Origin of the sequence: Vibrio sp. Y20_XG_PY13 (assembly GCF_024181925.1) — a bacterium.
Classification (GTDB): Bacteria; Pseudomonadota; Gammaproteobacteria; order Enterobacterales; family Vibrionaceae; genus Vibrio; species Vibrio parahaemolyticus.
In genome coordinates this window covers 64,689-89,668 of record NZ_JAMZAL010000009.1, presented here as the reverse complement: position 1 = coordinate 89,668, position 24,980 = coordinate 64,689, and the positions used below count along the sequence as shown (strand labels likewise).

General features: G+C 45.6%; 23 protein-coding genes and 1 riboswitch. Of the genes, 14 read left to right on the top strand and 9 right to left on the bottom strand.

The window, feature by feature from the left end:
• Positions 1-29: 29 nt before the first annotated feature.
• Positions 30-1,016: a cytochrome-c peroxidase gene (locus NL646_RS18815; RefSeq protein ID WP_025625392.1), complete on the top strand. Its 987-nt coding sequence runs from the start codon at positions 30-32 to the stop codon at positions 1,014-1,016.
• A 71-nt stretch (positions 1,017-1,087) separates the two neighbouring features.
• Here the strand turns inward: NL646_RS18815 and NL646_RS18810 are convergent, their stop codons facing one another.
• The 7 genes from NL646_RS18810 to NL646_RS18780 all read right to left on the bottom strand — a co-directional run bounded on the left by NL646_RS18810 (position 1,088) and on the right by NL646_RS18780 (position 9,614).
• Complete coding sequence (locus tag NL646_RS18810; protein WP_100088234.1) at positions 1,088-2,512, bottom strand: aspartate kinase; 1,425 nt, start codon at positions 2,510-2,512, stop codon at positions 1,088-1,090.
• 91 nt (positions 2,513-2,603) lie between these two features.
• Entirely contained in the window at positions 2,604-2,990 is a 387-nt protein-coding gene (locus NL646_RS18805) for an ectoine synthase (RefSeq protein WP_005464385.1), read from the bottom strand.
• A gap of 15 nt (positions 2,991-3,005) precedes the next feature.
• Positions 3,006-4,271, bottom strand: coding sequence for a diaminobutyrate--2-oxoglutarate transaminase (gene ectB / locus NL646_RS18800; RefSeq protein WP_023584215.1), 1,266 nt, complete (start codon positions 4,269-4,271; stop codon positions 3,006-3,008).
• 34 nt (positions 4,272-4,305) lie between these two features.
• Positions 4,306-4,839: a diaminobutyrate acetyltransferase gene (ectA, locus tag NL646_RS18795; protein WP_042770575.1), complete on the bottom strand. Its 534-nt coding sequence runs from the start codon at positions 4,837-4,839 to the stop codon at positions 4,306-4,308.
• 301 nt (positions 4,840-5,140) lie between these two features.
• Entirely contained in the window at positions 5,141-6,802 is a 1,662-nt protein-coding gene (locus NL646_RS18790) for a BCCT family transporter (protein WP_253664545.1), read from the bottom strand.
• A 188-nt stretch (positions 6,803-6,990) separates the two neighbouring features.
• Complete coding sequence (locus NL646_RS18785) at positions 6,991-7,737, bottom strand: 3'-5' exonuclease (RefSeq protein ID WP_005485660.1); 747 nt, start codon at positions 7,735-7,737, stop codon at positions 6,991-6,993.
• Positions 7,734-9,614, bottom strand: coding sequence for a DUF294 nucleotidyltransferase-like domain-containing protein (locus tag NL646_RS18780; RefSeq protein WP_005485718.1), 1,881 nt, complete (start codon positions 9,612-9,614; stop codon positions 7,734-7,736). The genes NL646_RS18785 and NL646_RS18780 overlap by 4 nt, the downstream gene beginning before the upstream one ends.
• 438 nt (positions 9,615-10,052) lie before the next feature.
• Here NL646_RS18780 and proV point away from each other — a divergent pair, with 438 nt between their 5' ends.
• The 13 genes from proV (at position 10,053) to NL646_RS18715 (ending at position 23,246) form a co-directional block, all read left to right on the top strand.
• Positions 10,053-11,240, top strand: a complete 1,188-nt coding sequence (gene proV, locus NL646_RS18775; protein ID WP_193262885.1) for a glycine betaine/L-proline ABC transporter ATP-binding protein ProV — start codon at positions 10,053-10,055, stop codon at positions 11,238-11,240.
• 3 nt (positions 11,241-11,243) lie between these two features.
• Positions 11,244-12,329 (top strand): glycine betaine/L-proline ABC transporter permease ProW, encoded by a 1,086-nt coding sequence (gene proW, locus NL646_RS18770; protein WP_021823169.1) that lies wholly within the window; start codon positions 11,244-11,246, stop codon positions 12,327-12,329.
• Positions 12,322-13,329 carry a glycine betaine/L-proline ABC transporter substrate-binding protein ProX gene (proX, locus tag NL646_RS18765; protein WP_023584220.1) on the top strand — a complete coding sequence of 336 codons (1,008 nt, stop codon included), beginning with the start codon at positions 12,322-12,324 and terminating at the stop codon, positions 13,327-13,329. Before proW ends, proX begins: the two co-directional genes overlap by 8 nt.
• A 276-nt stretch (positions 13,330-13,605) precedes the next feature.
• Positions 13,606-14,217, top strand: a complete 612-nt coding sequence (locus NL646_RS18760; protein WP_015296838.1) for a thermostable hemolysin — start codon at positions 13,606-13,608, stop codon at positions 14,215-14,217.
• 80 nt (positions 14,218-14,297) lie between these two features.
• On the top strand, positions 14,298-15,857 hold the full coding sequence (locus NL646_RS18755; protein WP_253664544.1) for an AMP-binding protein: 1,560 nt from the start codon (positions 14,298-14,300) through the stop codon (positions 15,855-15,857).
• 25 nt (positions 15,858-15,882) lie between these two features.
• Positions 15,883-16,566: a TenA family transcriptional regulator gene (locus NL646_RS18750; RefSeq protein ID WP_020840540.1), complete on the top strand. Its 684-nt coding sequence runs from the start codon at positions 15,883-15,885 to the stop codon at positions 16,564-16,566.
• Positions 16,567-16,574: 8 nt separating this feature from the next.
• A complete protein-coding gene (locus NL646_RS18745) occupies positions 16,575-17,369 on the top strand; it encodes an SDR family oxidoreductase (RefSeq protein ID WP_253664543.1) in 795 nt (264 codons plus the stop codon).
• Between the two features lie 14 nt (positions 17,370-17,383).
• Positions 17,384-18,022, top strand: coding sequence for a hypothetical protein (locus NL646_RS18740; RefSeq protein WP_005485703.1), 639 nt, complete (start codon positions 17,384-17,386; stop codon positions 18,020-18,022).
• Positions 18,023-18,025: 3 nt separating this feature from the next.
• On the top strand, positions 18,026-18,682 hold the full coding sequence (locus tag NL646_RS18735) for a response regulator (protein WP_005464355.1): 657 nt from the start codon (positions 18,026-18,028) through the stop codon (positions 18,680-18,682).
• Complete coding sequence (locus tag NL646_RS18730) at positions 18,672-20,084, top strand: ATP-binding protein (RefSeq protein ID WP_005500417.1); 1,413 nt, start codon at positions 18,672-18,674, stop codon at positions 20,082-20,084. Before NL646_RS18735 ends, NL646_RS18730 begins: the two co-directional genes overlap by 11 nt.
• 203 nt (positions 20,085-20,287) lie before the next feature.
• A complete protein-coding gene (locus tag NL646_RS18725) occupies positions 20,288-22,237 on the top strand; it encodes an LTA synthase family protein (protein ID WP_024700571.1) in 1,950 nt (649 codons plus the stop codon).
• Positions 22,238-22,395: 158 nt separating this feature from the next.
• The gene (locus NL646_RS18720) at positions 22,396-22,761 is read left to right on the top strand and encodes a VOC family protein (RefSeq protein ID WP_020840697.1); all 366 of its coding nucleotides are present in this window, start codon (positions 22,396-22,398) and stop codon (positions 22,759-22,761) included.
• Between the two features lie 101 nt (positions 22,762-22,862).
• Entirely contained in the window at positions 22,863-23,246 is a 384-nt protein-coding gene (locus NL646_RS18715; RefSeq protein WP_253664542.1) for a hypothetical protein, read from the top strand.
• An 81-nt stretch (positions 23,247-23,327) separates the two neighbouring features.
• On the opposite strand, the gene NL646_RS18710 is transcribed toward NL646_RS18715, so the two are convergent.
• Complete coding sequence (locus NL646_RS18710) at positions 23,328-24,062, bottom strand: hypothetical protein (protein ID WP_005464478.1); 735 nt, start codon at positions 24,060-24,062, stop codon at positions 23,328-23,330.
• Positions 24,063-24,093: 31 nt separating this feature from the next.
• Positions 24,094-24,252 (bottom strand): hypothetical protein, encoded by a 159-nt coding sequence (locus NL646_RS18705; RefSeq protein WP_005477734.1) that lies wholly within the window; start codon positions 24,250-24,252, stop codon positions 24,094-24,096.
• Between the two features lie 528 nt (positions 24,253-24,780).
• A riboswitch (glycine riboswitch) is annotated at positions 24,781-24,882 on the top strand.
• The last annotated feature ends 98 nt before the right edge of the window (positions 24,883-24,980 follow it).

Genomic DNA, 24,980 nt, shown 5'->3' with positions numbered 1-24,980 from the left:
GTCGAAAATCACGTCAAAAGGAAGTTATTATGAAAACTCTTATCGCAGTGAGTGTGTTATCTATATTGTCTTTCGGTGCCCATGCTGAACGTCAATCCAACGAACCCATCAAGGTCATCGAACCCATTTCTGGGCTCGACAGTAAAAAGATTGAATTGGGTAAAACGCTGTGGTTTGAACCGAGACTGTCGGCGTCGAACACCATTTCTTGCAACTCTTGCCATAACATCGCTAAAGGTGGCGTTGATAACTTACCAAGCTCAATTGGTCACAAATGGTCAATTGGTCCAATCAACTCACCTACGGTGTTTAATTCAGATTTGAATTTCGTTCAATTTTGGAATGGGCGAGCGAAAGATCTGCAAGAGCAAGCCGCTGGCCCTATCGAAAACCCATTGGAAATGGCATTTACCCACCAGCTCGCGGTCGACACTCTTCAATCTATCCCTCAATACCGCGAGTGGTTTCAGCAAGCTTATGGCAGCAACAACATCACCATTGATAACGTGACCGATGCTATCGCAACATTTGAACAAACACTGCGTACGCCAAATTCTCCATTCGATTTATGGTTGAAAGGTAACGACGACGCACTCACTACAGCACAAGTGGAAGGCTATCAACTGTTTAAAGACAAAGGCTGTACTGCTTGTCACAGCGGGCCATTAGCGGGCGGACAAATGTATCAAAAAATGGGGTTAGTGAAACCATTTGCAACAGACAACCCAGATGTTGGCCGCAAAGCTATTACCGGAAGTGATTTCGATAAGTTCGTCTTCAAAGTCCCAACCTTACGTAACGTAGAATTGACCTACCCGTACTTCCATGACGGGTCTGTTTGGGATCTTCAAGAAGCGGTAGAAATGATGGCCGATCTGCAACTTGGTCAAAAGCTAACGAAAGAAGAGTCCACCAAAATCACTGAATTCTTACGTTCTCTGACAGGCGAGCAACCACAAGTCACCTTGCCTCACTTACCACCATCAACTCATGAAACCGCAAGGCCAAATATTTAAAATTTGGTTGGCACTAGATAGAACAAAGGAGCCGAAAGGCTCCTTTTGTTACGTCTAAATCGATGAATCAATTAAGCCACATGCTCCATTGCGTTCGAGCCTTCGACAGGCGTAAAAAACTCATCGTGTAATGCACAAATGGCGCGTTGATATTCTTTGTCACTGACGACAAATTGCACGTTTACATTACGCATTGACGAGTGCAACGCCACCGGTGTGACACCACTGTTCATGAGAGAAAGGACGCCCTTCGCTAACGTTTTGTTAGTGTCGATGTGTGAGCCGATGGCTGAAATTAACGCAACCATTCGCCCTTTAATGGAGGCATTCGGGTAACGTTTTTCGGCCTTGTATAACACTTTGTTTAAGCTGTCCGAGCTACCGCCAAGGTAATACGTAATCGAGTTAGCGTTCATCTCTTTACCGATCAAGCTGACGCGTGCATCAGAGATGATTTCCATCAATTCGTAACTCACGTTGTCAACCTTGCCGACCATCGCTTGATCGAACAAGTGCAGTGCGAAGACCTTTTCTTTACCAGCAATGATTTCCACTTTGTCTTCTTCTGGGCGATACCCTGAAGATATCAACGTACCTTCATGTTCTGGCTCAAACGTGTTTTTGATTTGCAGCTCAATCCCACTTTCGCGCAAACCAGCGGCGGCATTGGGATGAATCGCCTCCATGCCCAAATTAGCAAGTTGATCCGCTACATCGTAGTTCGTGCTTCCAATTGGCAACACTTTCTCTGGGCCGACCACGCGCGGGTCCGCTGAGCTCAAATGGTATTCTTTATGGATGATGGCTAGGTCTGCTTTGGTGATAGCTGCAATACGACTAAACGTCATTTCACTGTAGCCTCGGTCATAAGTGTGCATCAAACCTTCTTTACAATACGCATACCCCGTGACGATAGGCAGTTCTTTGGTCACATCGATATCAGCAAACGCGTCGCGAATGGAATCATCGAGACTTCTTGGTTCCTGATTATCCCAACCAGAGAGATCCACAAACCTCGCATTGATGCCCATGTTTTTCAGCTTAAGCGCTGTATTATACGCACTGTGCGCTTCACCAATCGACGATAGAAACTCGCGAATTTGTGGCAGATAGTGACGCAGAGAAAACTGTCCGTATTGGCAGGTTTCTAGAATATTAGCGATACAATTTTTCGCCTCTGCAATGCGTGAACGAATGAACTTATCCGCTCGAATGCGATTCATTGGATCCGCAAAGATGTTTTCGTTAGTAAGCAACATGCGGCTTTCCACATACGCTAAGGCGTCTTGCCATTGATCGTCACGTTTCGCAATTAACTGATAGACACCTGCTTTGCTGGTTTTTTTACATTCTAATAGCGCGTCGGTCATGCCACCGTATGCTGACACAACAAAAATGCGGTTGTATGGCGTTTTAGGACGAAGAATAATATTGTCGAGAACAGCATCAAATGCTGTCATTGAAGTACCGCCGATTTTTTCTACGGTAAAAGTCATGATAAGCCTTTTTTGATTGGTAACGTTAAGTGAAATAGAGAAAAAGAAAGCGCGTAGAAATGTGAGGCGACGTGCGCCTCACACTTAGCTTTTAGTCAACGAGCGGGTAAACGCCGTTTTCATCGTGCACTTCGGCACCTGTGATTGGGGGATTGAAAACGCACGCCATGACCATTTCTTTGTTTTTGTATGCTCTTAGGTAATGCTCGTCGTGCTTGTCCAGGATGTACAATGTGCCCGGTTTGATTGGGTAAGTTTCGCCCCCCACCACTTCGATTTCACCTTCACCGCTCATGCAGAAAACGGACTCTAGGTGATTTTGGTAATGAATATGCGTTTCCGTTCCTTCATAAATCGTGGTGATGTGGAAAGAAAATCCCATGTTGTCATCTTTCAACAACATACGTACGCTTTCCCAGTTATCCGCGACTACGCGACGCTCACTATTTCGACACTCGTCAAGTGTTCTTACGATCATAATTGATAATCCTTATTAAGATGCTTGTTTGAAGTGTTTTGCAGCAATCGTTTCCACTGCACGTTCAAAGATGCTTAATCCTTGGTTCAGCTCAGATTCACTGATGGTCAATGGACAGAAGAACTTCACCACCTCATCGTCTGGGCCTGCGGTTTCAATCACCATGCCGTCGTCAAAACATGCTTTAGCGATTTCTGCTGCCAAGTCACCGTGAATACACTCGATGCCAATCATCATGCCGCGTCCCTTTTTCTGAACGAACATTTGCGGGAAACGACGCACGCAGCGATCAATCACTTCACTCACATTTTGCGAACATTGCTTAATGTGCGTTTCGAAATCGTCATTTGACCAGTAGATTTCTAGTGCTTTTGCCGCAGTAATAAATGCGTGGTTGTTACCACGGAACGTGCCGTTATGCTCGCCTGGTTTCCATTGGTCAAGTTCTGGTTTCAGCAGTACAACCGCCATTGGCAGACCATAACCACCGATTGATTTCGATAGCGTCACAATATCGGGGTCAATGCCTGATGGCTCAAAACTGAAGAATGTCCCAGTTCGGCCACAACCAGCTTGAATATCATCGACAATCAATAGAATGTCGTTTGCTTTACATATTTTACTCAGGCGCTGTAGCCACTCATTGGAGGCGGCGTTTAAACCACCCTCGCCTTGTACCGTTTCCAGCAATACGGCTGCTGGTTTGTCCATCCCAGCAGAGTTGTCATTCAGCATAGTTTCGAACAGTGCCAAACCATCAACGCCTGCATAACCTTCAAACGGAATGCGCGTTACGTTTGTAAGGCTTGAGCCGTTACCTTGTCGGTGATGCTGATTACCTGTAGCCGCCAGCGCGCCTGCGGTACAACCGTGGAAACCGTTAGTGAATGCAACAACGCTGCTTCTGCCTTTCACTTTTTTCGCCAACTTGAGTGCTGCTTCCACCGCATTCGTACCAGTTGGGCCGGTGAATTGAACTTTATAGTCCAGTTTTCTTGGTTTTAAGATGTAGTTATCCAGCGCGGCGAGAAAGCCCGCTTTCGCTTCTGAATGCATGTCCAAACCGTGAGTGATGCCATCCATTTCGATGTATTCAAGCAGTGCTTGCTTCAATACAGGATTGTTATGGCCATAATTTAGGGATCCCGCTCCAGCGAGGAAGTCTAAGTAGCGTTCACCTTGTTCTGTTTCTAGCCAGCAACCTTTCGCTTTGCGAAATACCACTGGAAAATTGTTTGAATATGAGCGTACGTTGGATTCCTGCTTTTTGAAAATATCCATGATGAGACCGTTTTTGATTCCTATTGTTTGAGGATTATTTGAGAGGAATGCGATACAAAAACTCTGTATCGTGCTTGCCTTTAAAATGGGCTTTTTCATCCAAAAAGGTGCTGACTTGGCCATGATTGCCGTTCATCGCATCTAACTTTTTGAACAACGCCCAAGAGGCTTGGTTATCTTCCGTGATGGTCGTTTCTACCGATTTAACCTCGCTCAGCGCTTCCCTTTCGAGAAGCTCCTTGAGCATACGAAATGCTAAACCGTTACCTCTGAATCGAGGTGATACAGCGACTTGCCAAATGAATAATACGTCTTGTTCGTCAGGCTTCTGATAACCCGAGATGAAGCCAGCGATGTCGCATTTGTGCTCAACCAAAATACTGGTTTTGCTGAAATGCGTTGACTGTAGAAAATTGCAGTAAGAAGAATTCATGTCCAACGGAGGACAATCTGCAATTAAGCTGTAAATGCCGTCACCATCAGAGATTTTAGGTTCACGAAAAATCCATTTTTTGCTTGGGTCTTCTCCAATTTCAGGATAAAGCACCCAAGGTGCTGACGTGATCATTTTGAAATACATATCCTTTGATGTCTAATTAAATTTCGTATTTATTATGGACATTCTTTACGGTTAAAAATCAAATAATCGGCGTTTTAATCTGGATTAATGTGACTCGAATCACACCAAAACAACATTTAACCTAAATTTAAAATAGTTTGAACTCTAACTTATTAAAGCATCATTTAATACGAAACAACTCAACATGAGTCAGAATGCAGTGGGGTTTCAAAGGGTGGACTTAAGGTTTTTTACATAAAAAAACGGCACACTTTCGCATGCCGTTTTAAGGTTAGTTTTGTCGTCGTGGCTATTTATCTTTTTTGACTGCCTTGGTACTTGGACGAGGTTCATCCATTAGACCTTTAATCAAAGAAACTGTCGCAACAAGCAATACGATGGTAAATGGTAAGCCTGTAGTTACTGCCATCGCTTGAGCCGCTGCCAGCCCGCCACCGAGCATCAGTGCGATGGCGACTAAGCCTTCAAACGTACACCAGAAAACACGTTGTGGTGTTGGCGCATCGACTTTACCACCAGCCGCAATCGTATCGATCACAAGAGAACCTGAATCCGACGACGTGATAAAGAACACAACCACCAGAATGATACCTACTACCGATGTGATTTCTGCAAACGGCATTACGTCTAACATGGCGAACAGTTTAAGCGGAAGCTCAGCATTGAATACGGCTTCATAACCGTCATTCACGTACTGGCTGATCGCTGTGCCACCAAAAGCCGTCATCCAAAGCACACAAACCGTCGAAGGAATCAAAATAACGCAGATGATGAATTCACGAACCGAACGTCCACGTGAAACACGAGCGATAAACATGCCCACGAATGGTGACCAAGAAATCCACCAAGCCCAGTAAAACGCCGTCCAACCTTGCGAATAGTTCACGTCTTCACGTTCAAACGGCATAGACAATGCGGGAATGTTAGTTATGTACGACGCAATGTTGTCGAAAAAGCCAGTCAGAATCGCCATTGTTGGGCCAACGATGATCACAAAGAACAGCAACATCGCCGCCAGAATCATGTTGATTTCAGACAGACGTTTTACCCCACTATCCAGGCCTGCAACCACCGAGATCAGCGCCAATGCCGTGATCACTACAATCAACACGACTTGAGTTGTGTCGGTCATTGGCACACCAAACAAGAAGTTCAAACCTGTTGCTGCTTGTGAAGCGCCATAGCCGAGCGATGTCGCCAGACCAAATACCGTCGCAACAACCGCAAGAATGTCGATAATGTGCCCTACCCAGCCCCAAACTCGTTCGCCAAACAGCGGGTAGAAGATGGAACGCATGGTCAGTGGCAACCCTTTGTTGAACGAAAAAATCGCTAAGCCAAGGGCCAACAACGCATAAATAGACCAAGGGTGAAGTGCCCAGTGGTAAATGGTCGCAGCCATACCAAGTGCAGATGCAGCATCTGTATCACCAACTGCACCACCAAGTGGAGACCAGTCGGTGCGCACACCATTTTCAATGTTCACGCCGCCAAGTGCAGAGCTGAAGTGCGACATTGGCTCAGACACACCAAAAAACACTAATCCGATGCCCATACCGGCTGCGAACAACATCGCTAGCCAGCCTGCATAAGAGTAATCTGGTGTCGCTTCAGTACCACCAATTCGAACTCGACCAAGCGGTGTCACAATCAAGACCAAGCAGACAATGACAAATACGTTGCCAGAAGCAAGAAAGAACCAGTCAAGATTGGATACTAGCCAAGCACGTAAGCCAGCGAAAAAGGGTTCAACTTGTTGGCGAAAAGTTAGCGTTGCCACAACAAAGAGGACGATAGCCATCCCAGAAATTGCGAAAACTCGGTTGTGAATGTCTAAGCCGAATGGGCCGACTTTTAACGCAACGTTATCCTGACCAATCTGATAGTCAGTATCTATCGCGTTTACCTTTCCATCGGGACGTTTAATCCCACCATTATTGTCGGTGCTCACGAATAATCTCCTTAACAATACGTGACCAAATTTAAATACTTTGTAGGAGTTTGAGTGATGATTAGTTCACATCACCAAGCACAAGTTTAAGTATATGTATTTTCTTAAAGTAGTAGCTCTCATTAGCATCTTAAAAGGAAACACCTCCATCGATCATTTGATGTTTTTGTGTTTAAGGTAAATAACCTTTATTGCCAAATAGCAGAAATTGGCATGTCTCGGTTAAAGTGATATTGCAACTGAGCTTGAAACAACTCTGCCGTCGCCAATGCATCCGTTAATGCGTGATGCGGTTGATAAGCAGGCAGACCATATCGTTCCCGAGCATGCCCTAACCTCACTGACCCTGGCTTCTTACCTTTTAACTTATTCCAAATGCCTGAACATTCTCGGCGTTGAAGTGCGTACTCGATATCCAATGTATCGACGACGGGAAACTGAATCCCTTCGCCAATGGTGTTTAAAAGCGCATTATAAAAAAACTGCCGCTCGATATTCTTGTAGTGCACCAGCACCACCTTGCCAGCGAGCGCATCCAAAATCTCACCTAGTATTTGTGTTAACTGGGGTGCGTTTTTCACTTCAGAATCCGTAATGCCATGAATAACGACAGACTCCTCATTAAGCTCTCGGTTCGGATTTACAATCCAATGCGCTGAACCACTGCACTGCACTCGGTCAATCGTAAACGGCACAAGACCAATGGTAAGAATGGCATCCTCTTCTGCATTTAAGCCCGTCGTTTCAAAATCTACCGAGACAAACGGCACCTCTTTTAATGGCGTATCCCCATTCACCATCGGGGTCGAATAGTAACGCTTCAACCGTTGATCTTGCGCTTGCTCTGCCAACTGCTCAAACAATACTGACCACTCCGGCGTTTGCGAAGTATCGAGCAGCGGTGTACTCGCCTTACTTTTTGCCAACCACATCATTTACTGCTTCTTTGGTAGCGGAACTTAATGAAGTTCTGCGCATTGCTTAGAATTTGGAATGCCGCTTTCAGATTACGACGTTCGAAATCGGACATGTTTTCTGGCTCGATGTTGTTATCTGGCTCGTCGCCATTTTCAATATCCAAGGCTTGATGACGGATTCGAACCATGTAGATAAGCTCCATCGCATCTCGCAAGTCCATTCCTCGCCCTTTTGGCAGGATCCCAGCGTCATTGATGTCGTCTAATCGATCAAATGAGTTTTGCGAGCGCGAACCAATCGCCAACGCATGCACTCGAATCAAATCTGCCAGCGGCGCGGTACCGCGTCGTTTAAGGTTGATAGAGTTGCGATGACGCCCATCTTTCTCCATCACGAAATCTTTAAAAAATCCTAACGGCGGCGTTCTTCGAATTGCGTTGTAAGCCATACAAGCCAAAAATCGATTGTTCTTTTTGGCTCGTCTGACGATAAAACTACTCAGTTGCTCAGCCCATTTCACCCGGCCATGAATCCCTAGCAAATCGAAGAAAATATTGCTGTTGAGCAACCTCTCTGGGGTCGGATGATCGATCCAATCGCCAAAGCACTCTTCCCATTGCGATTTGGTTTTTCGCCATTCAGGATTGGTAGCCATAATGTCGCCCGTACAATAGGTATAGCCGCATGCCGCCAATCCATCACATACAAATTTCGCAAACTGCGCGAAATATTCGCCGTGCTTGTCAGGATCGTAACTGTCATCAAGAATCAGCGCGTTATCTTGGTCAGTGACAATGAGCTGCTCATCTCGCGCCATCGATCCCATCGCAACCAGACAGTATGGAATTGGAGCAGGACCAAGCTCTTGCTCGGCGAGTTCCGCTAATCGTTGCTTAAAGCTGCTGCCAATCACCGACATCGCTCGTCCAATCATGTGTGCGTTGGCGTCTTCATTGACCATGCGAACAAAACAATCTTTCACTTGCAGGGAAACTTGTTTGAGATCCTCCACACTGGTCTGTTGGAAAATCGAGCTCACCAGCAACAGGCTGTTTTGAGATTCGTAACGGACAATGTCCGTCATACCGATGATGCCTATTGGCTTTTTGTCTTTGAGAATCGGCAGATGATGGACGTTGTAGCGAAGCATGGTCAGCATCGCTTCAAACACATACGCGTTGTAATCAAGCGATACCACGTCGTAACTCATGACCTCGCTCACCGATATATTGGTATCAATCCCCTGCGCCAAAACCCGTATACATAAATCGCGGTCAGTAAGAATGCCAAGCAGTTGGTCATCATCCTCTTCGGTCAGTTCTTCAGTTGGGCGGACGATGAGCAAGGCGGTGACGTTTTCTTCTGCCATTAGGCTTGCAGCTTCTTGAATAGAAGCGGTCGCTTCGAGCGTCACAGGGTCACGAGTCAGGATTTTACGCGCTTTTGCGGTTGTTAAATCATTGCCATCGGAGCGACTAGAGATCGCATTGCGAAGCCGAGCGCTATCTTCAAGCTCCATAAAATCCGCGAAGTTTTCAAACTCGTCGCAAAGCTCGTTGAAGATGTTCTCAGGAATGCAATACACCAAGGTGTCTTCAATCGCTTTTGCTGGCATACGAACGCGGTTGTTCATGAGCAACCCCATTTGCCCGAACAGGCCACCAGCATCAATACGGTTATAAAGTTCACCTTTGCGTCGATAAATCTCTACTGCACCACTGCGCACCATATACAAATCGCGAATCGTATCGCCAAATTTGAGGATGTCGGTACCTTGACGGAAATACGCCACTTCTGCATGAATGGCGATTTTTTTTAACTGCTCTTCTGGCAGTTCATCGAAAGGAGGATGTTGGCTAATGAAATTGAGTACTTCTAACTGCTCGGCTTCCATTCTTTATTCCATGCGTTGCCTAAAGTAACCAGATCAATATCATCTCGATTTAGCATAAGCAACAGATAACGCTAAGACTTCTGCTTACCTCATCATGTTATGTTTGCTTCTTCCAAACACAGATTTGAACTCTAATCATTTCACTGTTCTTTCTGCCTCTAAATACTGAGCAATAAATATGCAACCCTACTGTGCCGACATGTATTAAAAACTTAAAAATAAATTCAACGTCGTGTTTATCGCCTAAAAACACAAACAAACACATTCATAACTAAATGTTTTAAAAAGATTTATCAATAAAACAACGAAAGTTCATTACTACGAAAAATATGACCACAGAACACCAATAAGCTAAGCCAATCATTTGAAAACTTTCATCAATTTAATTAGAGTACAAAACGTTAACTCGTGATAAACACATAACAAAGGACAATTAACATGGATCCCATACTGGAAGTTAAGGGACTTTATAAAGTGTTTGGAGAAGCTCCGGAGCGAGCATTCTCACTCATCGAAAAAGGCGTTGATAAAGACGATATTTTTGAACAAACTGGCTTAACCGTTGGCGTCAACGATGTATCTCTGACCATCAATGAAGGCGAGATTTTTGTCATTATGGGTCTCTCTGGCTCAGGAAAATCCACTCTCGTTCGACTTCTCAATCGACTCATTGAACCCACCAAAGGCAGTGTTTACCTCAAAGGGAAAGACATTGCTCACATCTCCGAAGAAGAACTGCGCGAAGTTCGTCGGAACAACATTTCAATGGTTTTTCAAAATTTTGCGCTCATGCCCCACATGTCGGTGATAGAAAATGCCGCTTTCGGCCTGGAACTCGCAGGCGTCGATGTGACTGCTCGCCACGAAAGTGCATTATCAGCGTTGCAGAGAGTTGGATTAGATACCTACGCTGAATCGTTTCCTGATGAACTATCAGGTGGTATGAAGCAGCGTGTCGGTCTTGCCCGCGCCCTAGCTTGCGACCCCGATATTTTGCTGATGGATGAAGCGTTCTCAGCGCTCGATCCTTTGATTCGTTCTGAAATGCAGGATGAATTGATTCGTCTGCAAAATGATGATAAACGCACCATCGTGTTCATTTCGCACGACTTGGACGAAGCCATGCGCATCGGTGACCGAATTGCCATCATGCAAAACGGCGAAGTTGTGCAAGTCGGCACACCAGATGAAATTCTTCATAACCCCGCCAATGATTATGTCGAGGCGTTTTTCCGCGGCGTTAATGTCGCCAGCGTGCTAACCGTCAAAGATATTGCGCGCAAGAAGCCCGCTGCGGTATTCAAGAAATCCGAACACGACGGCCCAGGCTCTGCCATGCAAATCTTGATGGATCACGACCGTGATTACGGCATCGTCGTAGATAAATCTAGCCGATATTCCGGCATCGTTTCTCTCGACTCCTTACGCTTAGCCCACAAGGAAAATCGCTCCTTGGCCAGCGCACAATTAGAAGATGACGTGACCCTTCAGCCCGACCTGTCTGTGAATGACATTCTCGGCATCGTAGCGAGCGTTCCTTATGCTGTGCCAGTAGTCGATGAGCAAGGAACCTATTTTGGTGTCGTGACGAAGTCGCGTCTTCTGCAAACACTCGATAAGGATTAAACGATGTCTACAGAGCAAACAAATAACGATCCTTGGTCGCAAACCGCACCAACACAAGAAGACCCGTGGTCACAAGGTAGTGAGGCCGCAACTAACAACGATTGGTTGAACAGCGAAGCCGTGCAAGAGACACCTTTCGATATCATGAACCCATTTCAAGATGCCGTTCTCCCACTCGATAATTGGGTAGAATCTGGGTTGAATTGGCTCGTTGAACATGGTCGCCCTGTTTTTCAAGCCATACGAGTTCCGATCGATTTTATCTTGTCCTCATTCGAAACCGCGTTAGTCTCTACGCCGTCACCGATTATGGTGCTGATCCTATTTTTACTCGCGTGGCAGTTTTCTAACTTCAAACTTGGTTTATCAACGCTAGTATCGCTAGTGTTCATTGGCTTGATCGGCGCTTGGTCTCAAGCCATGACCACGCTCGCTTTGGTGCTCACTTCGGTGTTTTTCTGCTTGTTGATTGGCTTACCCATGGGGATCTGGCTAGCCAGAAGCCAAACCGCCGCCAAGTTTGTAAGACCAATATTGGATGCGATGCAGACCACCCCGGCGTTCGTCTACCTTGTTCCGATCGTGATGCTGTTTGGTATTGGTAACGTACCGGGCGTTGTCGTGACGATCATTTTCGCGCTACCGCCAGTGGTTCGATTGACCATTCTTGGGATTCAACAAGTACCGGAAGAGCTTATCGAAGCAGGTCACTCTTTTGGCGCAAACAAAAAGCAAATGCTGTATCGCATTCAATTGCCACTTGCGCTGCCAACGATCATGGCGGGCGTCAACCAAACCTTAATGCTTTCTCTGTCGATGGTGGTTATCGCCTCGATGATCGCCGTGGGCGGTTTGGGTCAGATGGTGTTACGAGGCATCGGACGACTGGACATGGGTCTGGCCGCTGTCGGCGGTTTAGGCATTGTGATCCTCGCTATTTTGTTGGATCGCATTACACAAGAGCTTGGCGTCAACGCCGGCAATACCAAACTTCGCTGGTACCATACCGGCCCTATCTCTTATCTGCTCAAATTTAAAACCAACAAGAACCAAAACGACCTAAAACTTAGGAGAAATACGAATGAATAATTCATGGAAGAAAGCACTGTCTGTCGGCGCGCTAAGCGCAATCGCATTTTCGACTTACGGCTTTGCCGGAGAGTTACCGGGTGAAGGCGTCACGGTTCAACCTGTACAGTCCACTGTCGCTGAAGAGACGTTCCAAACGTTGATCGTAAATCGTGCTCTGGAAGCTTTGGGTTACGATGTCCAACCAACCAAAGAAGTGGATTACAACGTCGGTTACACCTCGATAGCGAAAGGTGACGCAACATTCTTAGCGGTTGGCTGGTTCCCGCTCCATGCAGACAAATACACCATGTCAGGTGGTGATGATAAGTTTTTCCGAGAAGGCCAATACGTCAGTGGCGCAGCGCAAGGCTACCTCATCGATAAGAAAACCGCCGAGAAATACGGCATTACGAACATTGGTCAGTTAAAAGATCCAAAATTGGCGAAGTTATTCGACGCAAATGGCGATGGCAAAGCCGATCTTACCGGCTGTAACCCAGGTTGGGGTTGTGAAATGGTGGTTGAGCATCAGTTGGACGCGTTCAAACTTCGTGACACCGTCACTCACAACCAAGGTAATTACGCCGCAATCATTGCTGATACAATCTCCCGCTACAAAAAAGGCGACCCAATTCTTTACTACACATGGACACCGTATTGGGTAAGTGGCGTCCTTGTTCCGGGTAAAGACGTCGTGTGGCTAGAGGTGCCGTTCTCGTCTCTTCCTGGTGAACGTAAAGACATCGACACCACACTGAAAAACGGCAAAAACTACGGTTTTGAAATGAACTCTATGCGCATCGTCGCGAACAAAGAGTTCACAGAGAAGAACCCATCGGCAGCGAAACTGTTCGAAATCATCAAACTGAATATCAATGATGTCAGCGCTCAAAACATGATGATGAGCCAAGGTAAAAATAGCGCGGCAGACATCGAAGCGCACGTAAATGGTTGGATTAAAGCCAACCAAACAACCTTTGATGGTTGGATTGAAGAAGCGAAGAAAGCGGCAATGTAACGCCCAAAAGCCTTAAGAAACCGCTAAAGCTTTAGCGTATCTTTAGTTCCTCAGTGAGAAAATGAAAAGCCAGTCGATTATTTAGACTGGCTTTTTATTTAGATTACTCAAGAAAACATCGTATTAATATCAATTACATACCAGCACAAAACCCCAAAAGGCACTGCCATTTAAGCCTTCCTGTCGTTAAATAATTTATCAAAATTTCATTCCTTAAGAATTTCTTAAGTTTCGCGTTTTATTTTGTTGATAACTACTCAAACAAAGGAAGCGCTCATGAAACACCATGCACAAACTTCTGCAGATGGCTTTACTTTAGACATCGTTTATCCAATGCATCCGCTTTGGAGCCAAGTTATCGAGCATGTTTCTCAGCGTTATCAAGAAGCATTCTTTGCCGAGCTAAAACAATTTATGCCGGCGTATTTAACCCTCATTGAAGGCGGCCAAATTATTTCCGTATGCGGCTTTCGCATCGCCGAAGATGAGCCCTTGTTCCTTGAACAGTATTTAGAAGACGACGCCCAAAAGCTGGTTTCTAACGTATTTAACTGCGACGTAAAACGTTCGAACTTAGTGGAATTCGGTCACTTGGCATCTTTCGCTAAGGGCATGTCGTCTCTGCACTTCTACCTCATCGCAGAAATGCTGGTCAATCTCGGTTTTGAATGGTGCATCTTCACCGCGACAGACCCACTTCACGCCATGATGGCGCGCCTAGGATTGGAGCCTCATATCATCGCGCAGGCCGATCAAAACAAAGTCCCCGATGCCGAGTCCACTTGGGGGTCATACTACGAACATCAACCGCGTGTGTTAGCAGGCAATTTGCAAAAAGGACTAGAGCGTCTTCGATTAGTCCAAGAAAGAAAACGCAAACAAGCCTAGATAGAAAAATAAACGTCGTTAAAACCGCAAACACAACCAGAACAACTTGGTTAAACACAACGCCAGAATATAGGTGATGTATGAATATTCTCCTCGATGCCATTACAAAATGGGCAAAAACGACACCAGATCGAGTAGCACTTGTCGGCTACGAATCGAATCAAACGGTTGAACTGACTTACTCTGAATTGTTAAACAAGATCGAACTCGTTGCCGCCGAGCTTATTACACAGAACATCAAAGCACTCGCGCTACGCGCAGAAAACAGCATTGATTGGGCCATTGTTGATTTGGCGGCGATGACGGCAGACATAGTCGTCGTACCTATTCCGACTTTTTTCTCTGATGCACAAGTTGAACATACGTTAGAGCAATCAGGCGTCGATGCTTTAGTTGGCGATTGGCAAGCATGGTTGGCTTCTAATCCTAAGCAAAGCTTTAAGCAACAAGACAATCCGTTTTCCATTGCAAATTTGCCTTTGCTGCGTCGTAACCAGTTGGGAGATGAAGATACACAGGTAGCTTATCTACCAGAAACCGGAAAAATCACATTTACGTCGGGCTCGACTGGTCAGCCTAAAGGCGTTTGTTTAAGCAATGATCATTTGTGTTTGGTGGCAAAATCGCTCGCCGACGCAGTAAATAGCACGGCACACTCACACTTAGTGCTGCTTCCGTTATCGACGCTTCTCGAGAACATAACCGGCGTTTATGTTCCACTCATGTTGGGCGTGACGTCATATATTTTCCCCGGAGAGCAAACTGGCTTACTCGGTTCAAGCCAATTCGAACCGCGTCTGTTTGCACAAGCATTAGCGACCATCAAACCAGAAAGCTTAGTGCTAACACCGGCTTTATTGCTTGCGCTCATTCAGATCGCGAAACATCAGCCCTCTCTTGTGGATTCTCTAAAATTTGTCGCCGTTGGCGGCGCAAGAGTGTCGTCTCAACTGATTAACGCCGCGCATGCACTGAACATCCCTGCGTTTGAAGGTTATGGTCTGTCTGAATGTGGCTCTGTTGTTTGTTTGAATACACCAGGCGCATTTAAAGCAGGAACGTGTGGCAAACCACTTCCCCACGCTCAGATTCGTATCGCAGAAGATGGTGAACTGCTCGTCAAAGGCAACGTTGCTCTTGGCTATTTGAATGAGCCGTTTACTCAAGAATGGTTAGCAACTGGCGACTTAGCCCAAATTGACGCGCAAGGCTTTGTCACTCTCTCAGGACGCAAGAAGAACCTTATCGTCACCGCATACGGCAGAAATGTCTCACCGGAGTGGATTGAATCAGAAGCGTTGGCGTTTTTGCCGATGACGCCACTGATCGTTACAGGTGATAGCCAACAAACATTATGTGCTGTCATTGCCAATAGCGAAGACGTCGAAGCAAAGGTTCATGCATTAAACCGAACCCTACCCGATTACGCTCAAATCCGAACCTTATTGCTGCTGGACAACCCACGAGCCATCTCTGGTTGGTACACGGATAACGGCAAGCTCAAACGAAATCAAATCGAACATGATGTGGCTCAGTTATTAGCGAGCACAACGTCTGAATTAACGCTGCAAGCGCAAAAGATCCAACGCATCGATTTGCCCTTTCAGCAACACATTACGTCTTTCCAAACTGCATCTTAGTTAACGGCTTCTTAAGGAGAAGGTTATGACTTTATTTTTCGAACAACTCAAAAAAAGCACTGCCGCTGCTCAACAAGCAATGTTAACTGCGCCAGTCATCGCAGACGTTCAACAAGGCAACATTTCCAAAGATATGTATATCGCCTTTCTAACCCAAGCTTACCATCACGTTAAGCACACCGTTCCCTTGCTGATGGCGTGTGGAGGCCGACTATCTGGCGAATGCGAATGGGTACGAGACGCCATTGCCGAATACATCGAGGAAGAGAAAGGCCATCAAGAATGGATTTTAAATGACATTAAAGCATGTGGCGGTGATGCCGAAGCAGTGCGCAACAACAAAGATGTAGGTCAAGTCGGTGCGCCGATTGAATTAATGGTTTCCTACCTTTACCACAACATTGACCGCCACAACCCACTCGCGCTGTTTGGCATGGTGTGGGTATTAGAAGGCACCAGCGTCGGCATTGGTGGCCAAATGGCAGAAAAAATCCAGTCAACGCTAAGCCTACCGCCTTCAGCAATGACTTACCTAATTTCACACAGCGTGTTAGACCAAGATCATCTGCAATTTTTTGAATCACTGATGAACAAAATCACCAAAGTGGAAGATCAACAAGTCATCATCGACTCTGCAAAAATGGTGTTTGCACTGTACGGACAAATGCTGCGCTCTTTGCCTTCCTTCTCAACCCAACAAGCGGCGTGAGGTGAAGCATGATCATTAACAACAGCACTATTCTCCTGACAGGCGCAACGGGCGGAATTGGGCAAGCCATCGCGCGCGAGTTAGCAAAACGCGGAGCCAGCCTCATTCTTGTTGGGCGAAACGAAGAGAGCTTGCAAACACTACAGCGTGAACTGTCAAATCCAGAACATCATGATGTAGTCGTTGCAGACATCACCTCATCAGAAGGATTAACAGCGATTAAAGATCGAGCGCGTCAACATCAAAAAGTGGACGCACTGATTAACAATGCGGGCAGCAACGATTTCTCGTTGTTAAGCCACAAACGACCAACGCAGATTGCAGACGAAATCCAACTCAATCTCGTTGCGCCGATGCTGCTGTGCCAATCGGCGTTGACGTGGTTAAAGCAACCTGGGGTGATTCTCAATATAGGTTCAACATTCGGCTCAATTGGCTACCCAGGTTATACCTCCTATTGCGCGGCAAAAGCGGGGTTGCACCGTTTTACCGAATCGCTCGACAGAGAGCTGTTCGCAACCGGAATCCGTGCGCTGTATTTGGCCCCAAGAGCGACAGAAACCTCACTCAATAGCGATGCCGTCAATGAAATGAATCGACAACTGGGTAACAAAACGGACTCGCCGCAAGTTGTTGCCAATCACGTTGTCACCATGTTGGAAAAAGAAATTTCCGCGAAATGGATTGGTTGGCCAGAAAAGCTTTTTGCACGCATCAATCAACTGCTTCCAAGCGCGGTTTCTTCTGCGATTCGTAAGCAACAAGAAACCATTCACCAATACGTAAACCGAGTCAGTCATTGAAGAGGACATGGACGATGAATACCAAACAACTACTTTTTTGCGCTTTGACGGTTTGTTCAACGTTAGCTTCGACCGCTGCGTTGGCAGGTAATGCTCCACTGCAACAGATTCAAAAGAAATGGGCGGAATGTCAGTACAGCACGCCCGATGGTGACGAAAAGGAACAATGCTTCCATCGTGCGATTGCCAAAACCAGTATTTATCTCGACAGAGAACCCGGCAATCCCGAACTCACTGTTTGGCTGGCAATCAATAAAGCATCGCTGGCTGGTGCTCAAGGTGGCTTAGGTGCACTATCACTCGCCAAAGAAGCCAAATCTTTACTCGAAGGGGTAATTGCAACGTCACCGCAAACGCTTGATGGCTCTGCATACACCAGTTTAGGTTCTTTGTATTACAAAGTTCCGGGGTGGCCAATTGGCTTTGGTGATGACGATAAAGCCGAAGAAATGTTGAAAAAAGCGTTAGAGATCAATCCAAAAGGCATCGATCCGAACTATTTTTATGGAGACTTCCTTGCAGAAGAAGGTCGAGACAAAGAAGCGAAAGTGTATTTGACTCGCGCAATGCAAGCATCACCTCGCCCTGACCGACCTTTGGCGGATAAAGGTCGAAAACTGGAAATTGAAGCGACTCTTGGGAGATTGAAATAATCTATGCGCTTATTACTCGTAGAAGATGACAAACTACTCGGTCAATCCATGGTGACTTCATTAAGTCGCCATGGGTACACCGTGGATTGGGTAGAAAAAGGGTCTGGCGTGACTAGCGCACTCAAAACAGAAGCGTTCACTGCCGTGATTTTGGATCTCACTCTCCCCGATATCGATGGATTGGAAGTTCTGCGTAATATTCGCAAAGGCGGATTTAAGCTCCCAGTGATGATACTTACTGCACGAGACGACATTCGCGATCGCGTTCAAGGCCTTGATGGCGGCGCAGATGATTACCTCGGAAAACCGTTTGCACTCGAAGAGTTGCTCGCTCGCTTGCGTGTGTTGATTCGCCGCCAATCCGGTAGTGCAGAAGAAATCATTCAAGTTGGGCAGTTATCTTTATCCTTATCGGAACAAAGCATTCGCTACGATGACGCTCCGCTTAAACTCACACGCAATGAATTTAAAATCCTCACCAGCTTGATGACTAACGCCGGACGCGTGCAAAGTAAGGAGCAATTGCAACAATCGCTACACGGCTGGGATGAAGGTTCAAGCGATAACGCGATAGAAGTTCACATTCATAACCTACGTAAAAAAGCGCCCAACGTCGCCATCAAGAACATTCGTGGTGTGGGGTACATTCTTGAAAAATAAAAAACCTTACTCCATTAAACGCCAACTAACGCTCTCGGTTGGCTTGTTAGTCAGCGCGCTTTTGCTTATTTCTTTGTACTTCAGCTTTCAATCAGCCAAACACGAAGTCGAAGAAGTTTATGACGCTAGGCTTGGGCAATCCGCTAAGCTGATGCTGCTGACGCTGTCCATTTCAACCGAAACGGACACTCTCGCCAACCACAGAGAACTATTCGACCAGTGGATGAAGAACATCGATTCTTTGGCAAAGAGCGACGAAGACAAAGCCACCAAATTTGGTCACCCCTACGAACAGAATCTCGTTTTTCAATTCTACCGTGACAACAAGTTGATCTGGAGTTCCACTCCAGATCTGCGCTCTCTTTCTTCTTCTTTTGATAACAACGGCTACGCCGACATTACCAAAGACGGCGTGCAGTGGCGCACTTTCCAACTGTCATTACCACAGACCGAGCATGAGAACGAATACGTAGTCGTTGCTGAAAAGCAGAAGATACGTAAAGAGATCATCCATGAAATCGCTCTGTCGACGTCCATCGAACAGTTACTACTATTGCCGACTTTGCTGCTGTTGCTGTTCTGGCTGATAGACAGGTATTTCAGACCGATTAACGATCTACGCACGGCTATCACGCAACGAAACGTGCACCGCTTAGACCGCATTCATGTTACCGACAACACAACCGAGCTTGCTCCGTTGGTGGAAGCACTCAATTCATTGCTTTCTGAACTTGAACAAGCGTGGCAGAGAGAGAAGCGCTTTACGCGAGCCGCCGCACACGAGCTCAAAACGCCGCTGACAATCCTGCGCCTAAACGTAGAAAACGCTCTTGAAAGTAATGACCCAGAGCAGTTACGCGGAGACTTACACAACATCCTTCAAGGCATTGAAAGAACCGACCGTCTCATCCACCAACTGCTTACACTTGCTAAAGTAGACAGTTTATCTGAACGCGTCTTTGACAACGTCGAACTAACGCCATTGCTGCAAACCGTCGTCGCCGATTTAGCGCCACTTGCTTTAAGACAAGATCAAGACATCAGCCTCTCACCAGCGGAAGTCGCGCTTTCTGGCGACAAAATGTTGTTAGAAGTGTTGTTCCGTAACCTTGTAGACAACGCCATTCGCTATTCAGGCGCACACAGCGAAATCCAAGTTAGTGTGCAAGAAAATAGAAATGCCATCAAAATCTTGGTTTCCGACACTGGCCCGGAGATTCCACAAGAAACGCGAGAAAGGATCTTTGAACAATTCTACCGAGGTCACTCAGAAAAAGGCGATGGTGCGGGGTTGGGCATGTCTATTTGCAAAGACATCGCCACGCTACACAGCGCAACGATAGAGCTGATTACGAGAGAAAATGGCAAGAACACGTTTGTCGTCGCATTCCCAAAGTACTAGCGAAAAAAGACAACTAAAAAGGCGATATGGAGCACACTTCTATCGCCTTGTTTCGCCCCAGACATGAGACGCCTCCCACTCTTACATAGACATACGAATACTTACAATTCAGCCCATAGATTTTCATTATAATTCACGTTTATTTCACGCTCGCTTTGCTAGAAACGACACAACATCACGACTAAGTCCATCACAAAATAAATATGAAAAGTTCGTCTAAGAGACCCATGTTTGGGCCATTGCAACCTCTCGCTGTTTTTTCTTTGTTTTCACTTGCATTTTTGTCCATATCACGCATTTTACTCGCCTTTTGGCAGTTTGATCGTATTGAATCCTTCAACGACTTCCTTTACATCCTAGGCCAAGGCGTGCGTGTTGATATCGCAACGTTATGCTGGTTGTTCATCCTCCCTGCTCTGCTTTCTTCTTTCATGCCACTAAAAGGCAAGGTCGGAGAATGCTGGAAATGGGTATTGCGCCTTTGGATGGTCGCAGGGCTATGGATTCTTGTGTACATGGAGCTGGCAACGGCGCCATTCATTCAAGAATATGACCTACGTCCGAACCGCCTGTTTGTTGAATACCTCATCTACCCGAAAGAAGTGATGAGCATGCTTTGGACTGGCTACAAACTAGAACTGTTTATTGGTGCAATCGGCACTGCTTTGACGCTAGTTTTAGGCTGGAAATGGAGCAAAAAACTGACCGATAGCGCGCAACAAATCAATTGGAAATGGCGCCCTCTTTTGGCGGTTTTCGTTGTGCTTCTTTGTGTTGCAGGCGCTCGTTCGTCTTTGGGTCACCGTCCACTCAACCCTGCTATGGTGGCGTTTTCGAACGATCCACTGCTTAACGACTTAGCACTGAATTCGTCTTACTCATTGCTATTTGCTGTCAACAATATGAAGTCAGAAAAGAGCGCAGAGCAGTTCTACGGCAAGATGGACAATCAAAAAATGTTGGATCTCGTTCGCGCTTCATCAACGAAGGTCGACTTTGATCCTACATTGCTACCAACCATGAACAGCAACCCAGCGACGTACCAAGGCAAGCGTAAAAACTTGGTTATCTTGTTACAAGAGAGCTTGGGCGCACAGTTTGTGGGCTCTTTGGGTGGTCTGCCTCTTACACCAAACCTTGATGAACTGATGCAAGAAGGCTGGCAGTTCACGCAAATGTACGCAACGGGCACTCGTTCAGTTCGTGGTATCGAAGCGGTAACAACAGGCTTCCCGCCATCGCCTTCTCGCGCGGTTGTTAAACTGAGTAAGAGCCAAACGGGTTTCTTTACTATTGCTGATTTGCTGAAAGAACAAGGCTACCACACACAGTTCATTTACGGCGGTGAAGCAAACTTCGATAACATGAAGACCTTCTTCTTCGGCAATGGCTTCGACCAAATTGTTGAAGAGAAAAACTATACGAACCCGGGTTTTGTTGGCTCTTGGGGAGTGAGTGACGAAGATCTTTACAATAAAGCAGATGAAGAGTTTGAGCGCCTTTCAAAAGGTGACAAACCTTTCTTCAGCCTTGTGTTCACATCAAGCAACCACAGTCCTTATGAGTACCCAGAAGGTAAAATCGAACAATACGATTCTGAGCACATGACGCGTAACAACGCGGTGAAATACTCAGATTACGCTTTGGGAACGTTCTTCGACAAAGCGAAAAAATCATCATACTGGGATGACACGATTTTCATCGTAATTGCGGACCACGATGCTCGTGTATTTGGTGCAAACCTTGTTCCTGTTAAGCACTTCCACATCCCTGCTTTGATCATTGGTAAAGACATTCAACCACGTAAAGATGACCGCATCGCCAACAACATTGATATGCCGCCAACGCTGCTGTCTCTTATTGGTGTGGACGCAAAAACACCGATGATTGGCCGTGACTTAACTAAGCCACTGGCTCGCGAAGATGAACGCGCAATGATGCAGTACGACAAAAACTTCGGTTACTTAACCCGAGATAACTTGGTTGTACTTTCTCCTGGCGAAAAAGTGTCGACCATGGAATACGACTTTGAAAGCCAAACGATGAAACCGCTAGAGGTCGATGAATCCGTTATTGACCGAGCAAAAGCAAACGCGCTGTTTGCATCTAAAGCGTATCAAAACAACTGGTACTCTTCGAAACGTACCAACTAATATCCGCTGATTCAGTTAGGAAAAAAGGAGCCAAATGGCTCCTTTTCTTTGTTTTAGAGCGACTAGATTTTTAACGTGAAAATTCACTACTGACAACACCTGTCATGCTCTTTCGGTAAATTCAGCCTCATCTATTTAACAAAGTTGAGGAATAATCCATGCTGACTATCAATTCATTCGTTCTCTATGTAGAAAACATTCACGTGAGCCAAACATTTTACTCGAGACTGTTTGATTGTGAGGTCACGCTTTTATCTCCTACATTTGCTTCTATGCCACTTTCCCATAGCGTCAAACTTACGCTCAAACAAAGTGACGTGCTTACTCCAGTCAGCATGGTGAAAGGTGGAGGAGCCGAGTTATCGTTGTCTGTAGCAGACGGGCATCAACTGGAGCTGGTTTACAACAAGTGGAAAGAGATGGGCGTAGACTTTATTCAGCCACCAATGACCTCGGTGTATGGGTTAAATTTTGTAGCGACCGATCCTGATAAGCATCGCATTCGCGTGTTCATTAGTGAATAAAAATGCGTTAAAAATGCTTTTTACCATTCCCAACTAGACTTCAATAAATTAGACTCAGGGGACACTAATAAGCTGCGTTGTATATAACTAAAGGAATGCCCATGAGCTCAAGTATGATCCTTAGCGAATCCCTAATTGAAAGTGGACGTGATATCCCACTAAAAGAACTGCTTTATGCAAAGCGCGTGTTAGACAACTACATGGCGGTAGCAAAAGACACAAGCCCGCTTGAGCTATTAACAGAAATGAAAGCTGCAACTAAACAAGTAGAATACTTCACTACAGATAACAATCCGTGTGAAGCGCGCAATGTCATTAGCAGTATGATTGATGAGATCGACAGTGCAGAAACGTTTACTGCTTTCAAAACTCTCGCAGGAAAGCCATCTCAAGCTTTGAACGAATTAATTGAAGATCGCGCTCAACTCATTAGGTATGAACGAGAACTTTTGCTTGCATCAGGTTATGATGCCTCTCGTATCTAACGAGTTTTAGCTTGACATAGGTAAAGGAAAAGGAGCTCAGTGAGCTCCTTTTTATATGAACAATCGAGTGTATTATTGAGCTTATAAACCCATATCCGATGTGATTTCTTTGATCTGTTTGAGATCCATTTTGTAGACTTCAATTAGTTGATCGATTTGGCTAAGTCGAGAATTTGCTTCATCGTGCTTATCGCAAGCATCGGATTTTACATCCCACGACTTCCCTTCTAAGAACACATCACACTCTTTCTTCAGCTTGTCGATTTTCGGCAGTAGCTTCTCTCGCTCTTTCTCTAACGCTTCTAGATCTTGCGAGATTTTGAGTTCTTTCTGGAACACTTCACGAGAGCGTTCAAACATGGTTGCTTGCATATCCGCTTGGCGAGTGAGCTTTTCATTCTCTGTCTTGCTCGAGCTCAACTTGTCATTCTGTTGCTTCACTTGAGATTCCAACGACAAGTTAACCTTCTCGACCTCGGTAAGCTGAGCTTGTAATTTTTTCAGCGCTTTCTGATGTGCAGCGTCCTTTTCTGCGAGTAGTGCATCCACTTTCTCTTGGATTTCTTTGTCTAGCGACTCTTCACGAGTTTTAACTTGAGAAACTAACGCGGTTTTATCTTGCGCAAGCGCTTGATATTTATCTTCTAAAACTTGGTAAGTAGATTCCCATTTATTCGCCGTCAAAACGGAGCCAGCCAAGCCCCCAAATGCCAAGCCTAGTACCGCTGCAATTGCGATATATATGTGTGTGCGTTTGTCACGTTCCTCAATGACAACCACTTCATCTTGTTCTTCAATATTTTTTTGAGAAGTCACCGTATATTACTCCAAGGACTCTTCTATCTTGCTAGCGAATCAGTTCCGCAATCACAATGGATGCGGTATAAATCAGGAATGCGCCAATCAATGTTATGACGGTCGCTTTTTGGACTTTTTCATTGGTTCGATAACGGAATAGCACAAACGCTACAACTATCAATACCGCAATGGCTAACAATCTGGTCATACAGCCTCCTTGTCCAATCGTGTAAAACTGACTAACTCCCAAGACAGTTTCACAAAAGTTTATTGTAACTCATTTCTACGTTACGTAAGGTCAACTTAGCGTAGATTTTCATTCGCGTGTGCTAGATTGGATCAATTTTGTGCTCTTAATTGAATAACTTACCTAAGGCTCACTGGCGATGCATTGCCAAAGATTATGTTGGTAAGTGAGAATATTACCAATAGAAATAGTATCAATTCCCTACTCTACTTAACAAACCTCTATCCAGTACGCCATAAAAATACCTTTTGTTCAAAAATGTGTTGAAAATAAATCGTCCAAGGGTGTTGAAATGGTCAAGAAACATGATAGAGTTCACACGTTAATGGTGACCAGCATCATTAACTAACCTTTACTCATTTGATTGAGTAAATGTTCCGATGAAGACTGCAGGAGAGTGGTTATTAACCAAACTTTAACATTTGGTTAGATTAACTCGCCGAAGAATTAACTATTTCAGGTGCTACCTTGGTAGCGGGGACTGTAGTTGGAGGAACCTCTGGAGAGAACCGTTAAATCGGTCGCCGAAGGAGCAAGTCCTGCACATGTGTGCGGGGTGAAACTCTCAGGCAAAAGGACAGAGGAGTGGAAAGTTACAACCTAACTATTTGGCGTTCCCGCCTTCTTTAAATAGCTTAGTTCTATTGGAGATCCTTGATCTCGTCCTTTCCCTCTTCTCCTTATTAGTT

What these genes read in the sequence shown, in the direction of transcription:
- NL646_RS18785 (WP_005485660.1), bottom strand. Translation starts at nt 7,737, where the DNA reads ATGATGTGGTTGGCAAAAAGTAAGGCGAGTACACCGCTGCTCGATACT.
- NL646_RS18805 (WP_005464385.1), bottom strand. Translation starts at nt 2,990, where the DNA reads ATGATCGTAAGAACACTTGACGAGTGTCGAAATAGTGAGCGTCGCGTA.
- NL646_RS18720 (WP_020840697.1), top strand. Translation starts at nt 22,396, where the DNA reads ATGCTGACTATCAATTCATTCGTTCTCTATGTAGAAAACATTCACGTG.
- NL646_RS18810 (WP_100088234.1), bottom strand. Translation starts at nt 2,512, where the DNA reads ATGACTTTTACCGTAGAAAAAATCGGCGGTACTTCAATGACAGCATTT.
- NL646_RS18735 (WP_005464355.1), top strand. Translation starts at nt 18,026, where the DNA reads ATGCGCTTATTACTCGTAGAAGATGACAAACTACTCGGTCAATCCATG.
- NL646_RS18760 (WP_015296838.1), top strand. Translation starts at nt 13,606, where the DNA reads ATGAAACACCATGCACAAACTTCTGCAGATGGCTTTACTTTAGACATC.
- proX (WP_023584220.1), top strand. Translation starts at nt 12,322, where the DNA reads ATGAATAATTCATGGAAGAAAGCACTGTCTGTCGGCGCGCTAAGCGCA.
- NL646_RS18815 (WP_025625392.1), top strand. Translation starts at nt 30, where the DNA reads ATGAAAACTCTTATCGCAGTGAGTGTGTTATCTATATTGTCTTTCGGT.
- proV (WP_193262885.1), top strand. Translation starts at nt 10,053, where the DNA reads ATGGATCCCATACTGGAAGTTAAGGGACTTTATAAAGTGTTTGGAGAA.
- NL646_RS18745 (WP_253664543.1), top strand. Translation starts at nt 16,575, where the DNA reads ATGATCATTAACAACAGCACTATTCTCCTGACAGGCGCAACGGGCGGA.
- NL646_RS18780 (WP_005485718.1), bottom strand. Translation starts at nt 9,614, where the DNA reads ATGGAAGCCGAGCAGTTAGAAGTACTCAATTTCATTAGCCAACATCCT.
- NL646_RS18740 (WP_005485703.1), top strand. Translation starts at nt 17,384, where the DNA reads ATGAATACCAAACAACTACTTTTTTGCGCTTTGACGGTTTGTTCAACG.
- ectA (WP_042770575.1), bottom strand. Translation starts at nt 4,839, where the DNA reads ATGATCACGTCAGCACCTTGGGTGCTTTATCCTGAAATTGGAGAAGAC.
- NL646_RS18755 (WP_253664544.1), top strand. Translation starts at nt 14,298, where the DNA reads ATGAATATTCTCCTCGATGCCATTACAAAATGGGCAAAAACGACACCA.
- NL646_RS18715 (WP_253664542.1), top strand. Translation starts at nt 22,863, where the DNA reads ATGAGCTCAAGTATGATCCTTAGCGAATCCCTAATTGAAAGTGGACGT.
- NL646_RS18725 (WP_024700571.1), top strand. Translation starts at nt 20,288, where the DNA reads ATGAAAAGTTCGTCTAAGAGACCCATGTTTGGGCCATTGCAACCTCTC.
- NL646_RS18705 (WP_005477734.1), bottom strand. Translation starts at nt 24,252, where the DNA reads ATGACCAGATTGTTAGCCATTGCGGTATTGATAGTTGTAGCGTTTGTG.
- ectB (WP_023584215.1), bottom strand. Translation starts at nt 4,271, where the DNA reads ATGGATATTTTCAAAAAGCAGGAATCCAACGTACGCTCATATTCAAAC.
- NL646_RS18750 (WP_020840540.1), top strand. Translation starts at nt 15,883, where the DNA reads ATGACTTTATTTTTCGAACAACTCAAAAAAAGCACTGCCGCTGCTCAA.
- proW (WP_021823169.1), top strand. Translation starts at nt 11,244, where the DNA reads ATGTCTACAGAGCAAACAAATAACGATCCTTGGTCGCAAACCGCACCA.